Source organism: Arthrobacter sp. 2YAF22_2 (assembly GCF_052114645.1).
Classification (GTDB): Bacteria; Actinomycetota; Actinomycetes; order Actinomycetales; family Micrococcaceae; genus Arthrobacter.
Genome location: NZ_JBFRFD010000052.1, coordinates 1 through 10,723 on the forward strand (window position 1 = coordinate 1; position 10,723 = coordinate 10,723).

9 protein-coding genes are annotated in these 10,723 nt (G+C 68.3%); all 9 read right to left on the reverse strand.

Features of this window, described 5'->3' with window-relative positions:
• Nucleotides 1-53: 53 nt before the first annotated feature.
• The 9 genes from AB4Y86_RS03840 to AB4Y86_RS03880 all read right to left on the reverse strand — a co-directional run bounded on the left by AB4Y86_RS03840 (nt 54) and on the right by AB4Y86_RS03880 (nt 10,677).
• Nucleotides 54-791 (reverse strand): polyprenol monophosphomannose synthase, encoded by a 738-nt coding sequence (locus AB4Y86_RS03840; RefSeq protein WP_441400236.1) that lies wholly within the window; start codon nt 789-791, stop codon nt 54-56.
• Between the two features lie 113 nt (nt 792-904).
• Entirely contained in the window at nt 905-2,578 is a 1,674-nt protein-coding gene (locus AB4Y86_RS03845) for an amidohydrolase (protein WP_441400238.1), read from the reverse strand.
• Nucleotides 2,579-2,697: 119 nt separating this feature from the next.
• Complete coding sequence (locus AB4Y86_RS03850; RefSeq protein WP_441400240.1) at nt 2,698-5,598, reverse strand: DEAD/DEAH box helicase; 2,901 nt, start codon at nt 5,596-5,598, stop codon at nt 2,698-2,700.
• A gap of 24 nt (nt 5,599-5,622) precedes the next feature.
• Nucleotides 5,623-6,417 (reverse strand): twin-arginine translocase subunit TatC, encoded by a 795-nt coding sequence (gene tatC / locus AB4Y86_RS03855; protein ID WP_441400250.1) that lies wholly within the window; start codon nt 6,415-6,417, stop codon nt 5,623-5,625.
• Nucleotides 6,418-6,465: 48 nt separating this feature from the next.
• Complete coding sequence (gene tatA, locus AB4Y86_RS03860) at nt 6,466-6,735, reverse strand: Sec-independent protein translocase subunit TatA (protein WP_441400242.1); 270 nt, start codon at nt 6,733-6,735, stop codon at nt 6,466-6,468.
• Nucleotides 6,736-6,764: 29 nt separating this feature from the next.
• Nucleotides 6,765-7,160, reverse strand: coding sequence for a hypothetical protein (locus AB4Y86_RS03865; RefSeq protein ID WP_441400244.1), 396 nt, complete (start codon nt 7,158-7,160; stop codon nt 6,765-6,767).
• A gap of 5 nt (nt 7,161-7,165) precedes the next feature.
• Nucleotides 7,166-9,175 carry a helix-turn-helix transcriptional regulator gene (locus AB4Y86_RS03870; protein WP_441400246.1) on the reverse strand — a complete coding sequence of 670 codons (2,010 nt, stop codon included), beginning with the start codon at nt 9,173-9,175 and terminating at the stop codon, nt 7,166-7,168.
• A gap of 136 nt (nt 9,176-9,311) precedes the next feature.
• Nucleotides 9,312-9,707 carry an FKBP-type peptidyl-prolyl cis-trans isomerase gene (locus tag AB4Y86_RS03875; protein ID WP_441400248.1) on the reverse strand — a complete coding sequence of 132 codons (396 nt, stop codon included), beginning with the start codon at nt 9,705-9,707 and terminating at the stop codon, nt 9,312-9,314.
• 34 nt (nt 9,708-9,741) lie between these two features.
• Nucleotides 9,742-10,677, reverse strand: a complete 936-nt coding sequence (locus AB4Y86_RS03880; protein ID WP_441400249.1) for an FKBP-type peptidyl-prolyl cis-trans isomerase — start codon at nt 10,675-10,677, stop codon at nt 9,742-9,744.
• Nucleotides 10,678-10,723 lie beyond the last annotated feature (46 nt).

The following is a 10,723-nucleotide window of genomic DNA, read 5'->3' on the forward strand; positions in this document are numbered from 1 at the left end:
GGTGCGGGGCCGGCCCTTTGTGCGTGCCGAACCGGTCCGGCCGGGTACGTCTGCTACTTGCGGGAGAGCTTGCTGCTAAGGGTGTTCCAGCGTGCGGTGAGTCCCCAACGGGTGACGTTGATCATGGCTTCGACGACGATGTTGCCGCTCATTTTCGACGCTCCCAGTTCGCGCTCCACGAACGTGATGGGGCGTTCCACGATGGTCAGGCCCAGTTTGGCCACGCGCCAGGCGAGGTCCACCTGGAAGCCGTAGCCCACCGAGTCCACCGAATCGAGATTGAGCTTCTCAAGGGTGGTCCGGCGGAAGGCGCGGAAGCCGCCCGTGACGTCCTTGATTTTGACGCCCAGCATGATCCGCGCGTAGGTGCTGCCGACGCGGGAGATAGCCTGCCGGTACAGCGGCCAGTTCACCACGCTGCCGCCGGGGACCCAGCGCGAACCCATGGCGAGGTCTGCGCCCTGTTCCACCGCTTCGATCAGCTGCGGCAACTGCTCCGGTTTGTGTGAGCCGTCGGCGTCCATTTCCACGAGGATGTCGTAGCCGGCGTCGAGTCCCCACTTGAAGCCGGCGATGTACGCCGCCCCGAGCCCCGCCTTGCCCTCGCGGTGCAGGACGTGGACCTGGCCGTCCTCGGCAGCAATGCCGTCCGCCAGTTGGCCCGTGCCGTCGGGGCTGTTGTCGTCAACTACCAGGACGTCGGAGGACGGCACGGCGGTGCGCAGGCGCCCAAGGGTCTTGGGCAACGATTCCAGCTCGTTGTAGGTCGGGATGATCGTGAGGACACGCACAGCGAGGCCTTTCCTTTAAGGGGGCGGGTCGAAGGGCCAGGGCAACCGGCTATCAGCCGAAGACAGGCACAGCTCCCCAGTATAGTCAGTCAGCGGACCGGCGCCCGGCGTGCCTAGTTTCCCAGCAAGCCGTTGGAGAAGAGCTCGACGCCGTTCCGCACCGTCTGCAGGCAGACAGGATCGCTGCCGGTGTCCAGCGCCGGCAGCAGGGGCGTCCGGGCACGGGGGTCCGTGCTCCAGGACTGGACCCGCCCGTCCGCCACCTGGACCATCAGTTCTTCGACTTCCCAGACCGCGAAGCTGGCCGGCGCACCCGGGACGAGCTGGCCCGCCATCGGGTCCCGGTACCGGGCGGCCCGCCAGCCGGCCCTGGTGTGGCCCAGGAACGCGGCCCGCGCGGAGATCCGCTCGGCGTCGTTGTGGTGCTCCAGGCAGGCGCGGACGCTGGACCACGGTCGCAGCGGGGTGACCGGGCTGTCGCTACCGAAGCAGACGGGCACCCCGGCGGAGTAGAAGGAGCCGAAAGGATTCATGGCGGTGTGGCGGGAACCGAGCCGCCGCGCGTAGAGGCTGTCCGGCCCGCCCCAGCGGGCGTCGAAGACGGGCTGCGCGCTGACCGTCACCGAGTACTTCGCCAGCCGGGCGATGGCGTCCGGGCCGGCGAGTTCGACATGCTCCAGGCGGTGGCCGGCCGCGCGGACGCGCTGTTCGCCGACCTCGGCGGCGGCCCCGTCCAGGGCCTCCAGCGCAGCGTCCAGGCCGGCGTCGCCAATCACATGGAAACCAGCCTGGATGCCGAGGATGGAGCACGCTGCCACGTGCGCGGCGGCCTCGTCGACGGAGAGGTATCGGCTGCCCCGCTCCCCCGGCGCGTCGGTGTAGTCGCCGCGCAGCGCCGCGGTGCGCGACCCGATCGAGCCGTCCATGTTCAGGTCCCCGGCCAGGCCCAGCACCGCCACGCCGAGGCTCTCGAGAATGGCGCGGGCCTGGTCCGCCGAACCGGCCAGCTGGCCCCAGTAGGGCAGGATCTCCGGGACGGCACGGCCGGTCCGGTCAGCGGCGTTCCAGCCGGCGGCGAGCTGCAGGTCTGCGACGCCGCCGATGTGCGGGGCCGCCATTTCGGCCAGCGCCACATATCCGTTGGCGGCCGCCTCGGCCAGCGCGGCCTGCTGGTAGCCGAGCAGGGCTTCGGCCGACAGCTTACGCGCGGCAAGGCGCGCGGCGATGTGGGCGGCGCGTTTGACCTGGCCGCTTGTTCCATCTCCGTCGAGTCCCTCGAGCCCGGAGTCGGCCGCCAGCGAGGCGGACACCAGGGCCGAGTGCACGTCCACCCGGGACAGGTACACGCGGCGGCCGCCCGCGGCGCGGTCCAGCTCCTCGCGGCTGGGCAGGGTGGGGTCGGCCCAGAGTGTCTCGTCCCAGCCGTGCCCCAGCACCGTGCCGCCCGCGCCGGAACCGGACACTGAGGAACCGGCGACGGCGTCCAGCAGTTCCGCGGCGGAGCGGACACCGCCCAGCTGCAGTGAGTCCAGCGCGATCCCCGTCTCGGTCAGGTGCACGTGGGAATCCACGAAACCTGGGGCCAGGAGGGCGCCCTGCAGGTCGACGACTTCCATCGAGGAGTCGGCGATGGAGGTGGCGGCCTGTTCGGCGCCGACCCAGGCCACCGTGTCGCCGTCGACCAGCATGGCAGTAGCGAAGGGATCCGCAGCAGTGTAGACGGATCCGTTGCGGTACAGCGTCACCTTGCGCGGTGCCTTAGGTGCTTCGGACGGTGAAACGGTCATGCTGGGGACTCCTCGTAACTGGGGGCCGGCGGTGGCCGGAGGTGCGGGCCGGACGTGCTCTCCGGATTGGAGAAGCTAGCCGGGCGGGGTAGTAAGGGTGGGCGGCTGTCAGCGGCCGGTTACGCGACGGCCGAGTAGGCGACGACGCCGCGTTTGACCAGGCTGATCGCTTCCGCGCAGAGCCGTGCAACGCGCGGTTCCAGGCCCGGGATCTTGGCCAGCTGGTCCAGCAGGTCGATAACCTGTTTGACCCAGCGGACAAAGTCTCCGGCGGCCAGGTCCGTGCCGCTGAGCACCTCCTGGAGGTGCCGACCCTTGGCCCACTTGAAGATCGGCCAGACCAGGCCCAGCTCGGGCTCGCCCGTCAGCGGCAGCTTGTTGGATTCCTCCACGTCCTCGAGCGCGGACCACTCCCGGACGACGGTGTCGACCGCGGACTCCAGCGAGACGCTGGGCATCTTGGGCCGCAGGCCGCGGTCCTCGCGCTTAGCCTGGTAGACCAGGACACTGGCCAGCGCCGCGACTTCGGCGGCGTCGAGGTCGTTGAAGGCGCCCAACCGCAGCGACTGCGAAATCAGCAGGTCCTTTTCGCCGTAGATCCGGCGGAGCCGCTGGCCGTCCGGGCTGATCGAGAGTGCCCCGGAATCCGAGGTCTCGAGGTAACCGTAGGCGGAAAGGACCCCGCAGACCCGGTCGAAGGTCTTGGCGATGGTGTTGGTCCGGCCCTGGATCTGGCGGATCAGGCCGTCCGTCTCCTGGCGGAGTTTCCACCAGCGCTCGGACCAGCGGGCGTGGTCCTCACGCTCGCTGCAGCCGTGGCACGGGTGGGCGCGGAGCTCGCGGCGCAGTTCCGTGATCTTCTTCTCCAGGTTCGGCAGCGCGGCGGCCCGGCCGAAGTCCTCATTGCGGTTCGGCGGGGCCGGCGGCCGGCCATCCCGCATCGCGTTCCGGACCGAGGACGCCAGGTCCCGTCGGGACTTGGGCACCTTGGCGTTGAAGGACTTGGGGATCCTGACCCGGGTGATCGGGGCGAGCGGACCTTCCACGTCGTGCAGGCCGATCCGGCGCAGCTGGTTGTCCAGGGTCATGACCGCGGGACGCGGTTCGCGTGAGTGGTGGTCCGAGCTCAGGACGACGGCGAGGCCGGGCGCCCGCCCCGAAGGGACGTCCACGACGTCGCCGGGCAGCAGCCGGCTCAAGGAGTCCTCGGTGACCGACTTCCGGGCCCGGGACGTCCCCTTCGCGGCGCTGTTCTCCGCTTCGGACAGCGCCCGCCGCAGCCGGGAGTACTCGGTGAAGTCGCCCAGGTGGCAGGTCATGGCCTTGCTGAAGCCGGCGAGGGATTCTTCCCGGCCGCGGACCTGCTTTGCCAGCCCGACGACGGAGCGGTCAGCCTGGAACTGCGCGAAGGAGGATTCCAGGATTTCCCGGGCGCGGGGCCGGCCGAACTGCGCCACAAGGTTGATGGACATGTTGTAGGTCGGCCGGAAGCTGGAGTTCAGTGGATAGGTCCGCCGGGAGGCGAGGCCAGCGACGGCCGCCGGATCTGTCCCCGGCTGCCAGAGGACGACGGCGTGGCCCTCGACGTCGATCCCGCGGCGTCCTGCCCGGCCGGTCAGCTGGGTGTACTCCCCCGCCGTGATGTTGACGTGCGCCTCGCCGTTGAACTTGTCCAGCTTTTCCAGCACCACGCAGCGCGCCGGCATGTTGACGCCCAGCGCGAGGGTCTCGGTGGCGAATACGGCCTTGACCAGTCCGTCCACGAAGAGTTTCTCAACCACTTCCTTGAATGTCGGCAGCATGCCGGCGTGGTGCGCGGCCAGGCCGCGGAGCAGCCCGTCCCGCCAGCTCCAGAAGCCCAGCACGTCCAGGTCGTCGGAGGGGATGTCCTGGGCTGCCTCGTCGACCCGGCGGGCAATAATGAGCTGTTCCTGCTCGGTGGTCAGCCAGAGCCCGGCGGAGACGCACTGCGCCACGGCGGCGTCGCAGCCGGCGCGCGAGAAGATGAAGGTGATGGCAGGCAGCAGGTCCATCCGGTCCAGGCTGGCGATGACCTGCGGCCGGCTGGCCTTCCGGACCGGGCTGCGGGTGCCGCCTTGCGGGGCTTCGTCCCGTTGGTTTCGTTGGTTGCGCTGCCGTTGGTTGCGGCCGCCGTGGCCGAAGCGGCCGCGGAAGTTCATCTGGCTCTCGGCGCGTGCCATCGAGAGCAGTTCCGGATTGACTTCGAAGCCGGCCCGCTCGGTGATGACGGCGCTGGCACCGGCTTCGGCTGTTGCGGCCACGTTGTTTTCGCCGGCGGCCGCGATCTCATCGAAGCTGGTGTCGCCGGCAAACAGGTCCACGATCTTGCGCCCCACCATGACGTGCTGCCACAGCGGAACGGGACGGTGTTCGGAGACAATGACGTCGGTCTGGCCGCGCACGGTGTCCAGCCAGGCGCCGAATTCCTCGGCGTTGGAGACCGTGGCGCTAAGCGACGCCACCTGGACCTCGCTGGGGAGGTGGATGATCACTTCTTCCCAGACGGCGCCGCGGAACCGGTCCGCGAGGTAGTGCACCTCGTCCATCACCACGAAACCCAGGTCCTCCAGGGTGTCCGAGCCTGCGTAGAGCATGTTGCGGAGCACTTCGGTGGTCATGACCACCACGGGCGCCTCACCGTTGATGCTGGTGTCGCCGGTCAGCAGTCCCACCTGGGCCGCGCCGTATTTCTCCGCCAGCTCGGCGTACTTCTGGTTGCTCAGCGCTTTGATCGGCGTCGTGTAGAACGCTTTCAGGCCCCGCTGGAGGGCCAGGTAGATAGCGAACTCCCCCACAATCGTCTTGCCGGCACCGGTGGGTGCCGCCACCAGGACGCCGCGGCCCGCCTGCAGCGACAGGCATGCCTCGCGCTGGAAGGGATCGAGGTCGAACGCCAGCGAGCGGGTGAAGCCGCCCAGGTACGTTTTGGCTTCTGCGGCCCGCTCGGCGCTGGCGCGGTAGCGCTCGGACGGCGACTCCGGCCCGGGTAGTGAGGACATGCTTCCAGCCTAGTGTGCCAAGGGCTAGAGATTTTCCAGCTCTGAGCTGGGAGTGGCCAAGTCCGCGGTGGCCTCCGTCTCGGCGGCGACGCGGGCGGTGCGCTTCTCCCGCCGGCGGTCGTTGAGCAGGCACAGCCCGATCGCGGTGAAGAAGAGCACCAGCATCGGCACGGCGAGGTAGAACATGCTCGTTGCGTCCGCACCGGGGGCCGCCATCGCGGCGAAAAGGCAGACCAGGAACACGGTGATTCGCCAGCTCTTGAGCAGCTGGCGGCCGGTAATCAGGCCGGCGAGGTTCAGCCCGAACAGCACCACCGGCAGCAGGAAGGCGATGCCGAAGGCCAGCAACAGGCGCAACACGAAGGACAGGTACACCTGCGCGCTGATGAAGTTGGAGCCGCCCGAGGGGGTGAACTCCGTGAGGACCCGCACCGCATTGGGCAGCACCAGCCAGGCGAGGAGTACGCCGCCGACAAACAGCGGCACGGCGGCCGCCACGAAGGACAACGCCAGGCGCCGCTCCTTCTTGTGAAGCCCGGGCACGATAAACGCCCAGAGCTGGTAGATCCACACCGGGCTCGCGACGATCAGGCCCAGGAACACGGACACCTGGATCATCAGGTCAAAGGAGCTTGCCACGCCGTCGAAGTTCAGTGAGGCCTGCCGGCCCTGCTGCTCATTCAGGTCTCGGATCGGCTTGGTCAGCGCCGCCAGCATCGGCTGGTAGAGGAAAAATCCGATCACGGTGCCGACGACGACGCCGATCGCCGACTTGAAGAGCCGGTTCCGCAGCTCCTTGAAGTGATCGAGGAGCGCCATCCGGCCCTCGGGGTTCGATCGGCGGTTCATGGTTACTGCCATGTGGTTCTAGGCGCGGCTCGGCGGCGGAACGTCAGTTCCCTCGCTCGGGCGGCTTTCGGTGCCGGCGGACCGGGGGTGGTTCACCACTTTGCCTTCGACGGCGTCGGAGTCATCCTTCGTCTCCGCAGTGCCGTCCTTCTTCATTTCGCGGACCTCGGATTTGAAAATCCGCATCGACTGGCCCAGGCTGCGGGCCATGCCCGGCAGCTTCGGTGCAGCGAAAAGCACCAATGCCAGGACGATGATGATGATGAGATGCCAGCCTTCAAGCCTCATGCCGGGTGGTCCTTTCGTTTGAGTACATCCTACGTCTTACGGAGGTCGATGTCGCGCAGCGCCTGGGGCTGTCCACGCTCCGCCTTGCGCCGTATCCGACGCAGCCGCCGGGCTTCCTGCCGAGCCGTCTTGGATGCGTCATAATCATGTCGCATCAGTGCAGGCTGGGCAAAAACGGCCGCTCCGGGTGCGGCTCCCGGACGAGGCGCCCCGCCGCCGTCCGAGCCTACGGCGGCCAGATGAACAACGGCTGAACCGGAGGTAAGCGGGTCGGAGGCGAAGTTCGCGAACCGGTCCCCGGCCTCACCCAGTTCCTTGGCCGTGGCCATGAACTGCCGGAACAGCCGGACGCCGAGCACGCCGATGAAGAGCAACGACAACGCAACGAGCGCTATCCAGATTACGATCCAGGACCACCAAGGCATGCTGTTCAGTCTAGCTGGCGTGCAGCGGAGTCCTCGTACCGTGCCAGGGCGGCGTCGAGCCACCCGCGGGTGGCGTCAGCCAGGTCTGCGGGCTGCAGGATCCGGACGGTGCCGCCGTGCTGGGCCACGAACATCGGCAGCCAGTCCGCGCTGCCGAAGCGGATTTCGGCCAGCAGATTGCCGTCCGGAAGCGCCGCTGTCCGCTCGGCGTAATAGTCGTCCGCCAGGCCGGCGCCCTGCCGGGTCAGCTCCAGGACCACCACGACATCGTCGTCGTTGGGGGTGAACAGCTTTACCGGAAAACCGTCGGCCGGGTCGGCGGCCGACGACACCGGGAGTCCGTTGGGCTGCAGGTCTTGGATCCGGTCCAGCCGGAAGTTCCGCAGCCCGTGTGCCGAGTGGCAGTAGGCCTCGAGGTACCAGGTGCTGTCCAGCGAATACAGCCGGTGCGGGTCCACGTCGCGTTCGGAGACGGCGTCGTGTTGCGGGGCCAGGTAGCGCAGCCGCAGCTGCGCTCCGCTGCGGATGGCGTCGCGGGCCGTTTCGAGGGTGGCGGAGTCCTCCGGCGCCACCTCGGGTCCAGCCACCGCCGCTGCCTTGAGGCCCTCTTCGCCTGCTGCTGCCATCAGCTTGAGGGTGACGGACTCCAGGGCGCCTCCCTCGGCGAGCCCGGGCAGCCCGTTGAGGGCTTCCAGGCCGGTTAGCAGGGCACAGGCCTCGTCCACGGCGAAACGGACCGGACGGGTGAGGTCGAGGTCCTGAATGATGTAAACGTGGTCGTCGTCCCACCGGATGTCCAGGAGATCGTCCGGGTAGCCTTCGGGGAGTCCGGAGCAGATCAGGATCCGCAGGTCGTCCTCGAGTTCCTTGCGGGTGATGCCGAAACGACCGGCGACCTCGCTGATGTGTAGCCCCTGGTTGTGGACCAGGAACGGGACCAGCTGCAGCATCCGTTTGAGCTGGTCCTCGGAGGTGCGTTTACGGGTCCGCTGAGCCGGTCCCGAGCGCGGAAAGTCGATCGGCGGGACCGGCGCGGAGGCGAACGCGGCGGCGGCGGCCAGGCGCCGACGCACGGCGGCGTGCAGCTCCGGCGGGTCGACGACGGCGGCTTTCGGACCGTAGGAAGCGAGTTCTTCGGCGAGGGTCTCCGCGTCCCGGTACGGCACCCTGAGGCGGTCGTAGCCATCGGGGACGGGGGCCTCATCAGCGCCCGAGGAGCCCGCCAGGGCGTGCTTGCGCAACCCCAGCAGCGCCCCGGCGGCGACGTCGACGACGGCGTGCCGCACGGGCAACTCGGGCAGGGCGKCGAGTTGTTCGCGGACATTGAAAGCCGGCGGCGGAGTGAAGGCCTCGTGCTCCAGGAGGGTGACGGCGGAGGTGAGGCGCGAGAGCCGGAAGAACCGTTTGTCCGCACGGGCGCGGTCGTAACCGACCAGGTACCACTGTCCGAAGCGGCTGCCCAGGCCCCAGGGTTCAACCGTGCGCTCCTCCTCCTGGCCGGTGCTGCCGGCCAGGTAGCTGAACGTCACGGTGTGCTGGGAATGGACGGCGGCGACGAGGTCCTCGAACGCCTGCCCGGCCGGCCGGATGCGGGGCTGGACGCCCGGGGGAAGCTCGGGGTCCACCAGACCGCCGGACGCCTGCAGCTTGCGGACCGCGTTTTGGGCGGCGGAGCCAAGGGCAGCCTGCTCCCACAGCTGGGCCGCCAGGATCAGCACCGTGCACTCGGCCGGGGTCAGGCTCACGTCCGGCAGCCGGTTGGATTCCTTGCCGATCCGATACCGCGTGGTCGCCGGATCGTCCGAGCCCCAGCCCGTGTCGGTTACGGTCTCGACCTCGAAACCGAAGGCCCGCAGTTCGCCTTTGTCCCGCTCGAACATCCGTCCGAAGGCGGCCTCGGAGCTGGTGGTGTCGTGGTAGACCTTCAGGCGCAGTTCACTGCGTCGCAGCCCGTATTTGGTGTTGAGTAGCGCAATGAGCAGGTTCAGGAGGCGTTCAGTACGTGAGGCGGACACTCCGCAAGGGTACTAAAGACCCCGCGCCGAAAACGCGAAAGCGCGGCAACAGCCGGAAGAACTTTCCGATTGTTACCGCGCTCCGGCGACAGGGTGGCCCGGGTGGTCCGGGCCGTGCTTACGCTGTGGCGGGCCCTTAGCGGACGGCGACGAGGTCGACGACGAAGATCAAGGCCTCGTTGGGGCCAATCGCTCCGCCCGCGCCACGGGAGCCGTAGGCCAGCTCGGAGGGGATCTCCAGCCGGCGGCGGCCGCCGACCTTCATGCCCAGCAGGCCCTGGTCCCAGCCCTGGATGACCTGGCCAACGCCGACCCGGAAGTCGAGCGGTGCGCCCCGGCCCCAGGARGCGTCGAACTCTTCGCCGGTGGACCAAGCGACGCCGACGTAGTGGGTGGAAACGGTGTCGCCGGCCTTGGCTTCGGGGCCGTCGCCTTCGATCAGGTCGGTGATGACGAGTTCGGTGGGTACGTCGCCCTGGGGGAAGTCAATTTCCGGCTTCTGGCGGTCGAGGTTGCGCTGTCCAAACGACATGGTTGCTCCTTTGTGGTTGCTTGGTGGGTGTTGGTTACTTGACGCCGAGGATGTCGACGACGAACACGAGGTCGCCCTGGGGCTGGCCGCTGGCGGCAGTGGCATCAGGGTAGGCGAGGTCCTTCGGGACGACCAGGAGGACGCGGGAGCCGACGGTCTTGCCGTCGAGGCCCTGGGTCCAGCCCTTGATCACGCCGGTGAGCGGGAAGGTCGCCTTCTTGCCGCTGTCGAAGCTGGAATCGAAGACCTTGCCCCCGGCCAGCGCCACGCCGACGTAGTTCACCGTGATGGTATCGGTGGACTTGACGGCCTGGCCCTTGCCCTTTATCAGGTCCTGCGAGATGAGGGCCTTGGGTGCGGCCACTCCGTCGACGGAGATGACCGGAACGCCCTTGTCGTTTTCCTTTACGGTCGGCAGGCCGGCCGGCGGGGTCACGGCGTCGCCCTCGGGCTTGTCGAGGACGGGAGCCGCGTCCTTCGCGGCGAGGATCTTGATGACGAGCAGCTGGGAGGGCTGGGGTTCAGCGCCTTCCGCGGCGGCCTGGCCGGGGACGGCCAGGGCCAGGTGCGAGCCGACCTTGGCTCCGACGAAGGCGTTGTAGATGATCGCGCTGTTGGTCTTGAGATCATCGTTCAGCTCAAGCTTTTCGGGATCCTTCGGGAAGGTGTCCTCGACGGTGGAGCCGTCCTTGCCGTTGAAGGCGACGATTGAGATGTCCGCGACCTGGTTGGCCTTGACGCGGTCGCCGCTGCCCTCATCGACGACCTTGACGGTCGGTTGCGTGACGTCCAGCGGTTTGGTGAACTCAACGCCGGGAGCCTTCTTGTCGCCGTTGTCGGTGAGTTTCAGCGAGTCCAGTTTCGCCGTCTCGCCGGCGGACTGGCTGGTAGGTTCCGGAGCGGCGGGCTGCCCGCCGCAAGCGGTGAGCAGCAGCAGTCCGGGGATAAGAATTGCTAGTAGTCGGCGCACGTAAGAACTTTCGTCGGGGCAGGGTGGGCACTTCACCGGACAGATG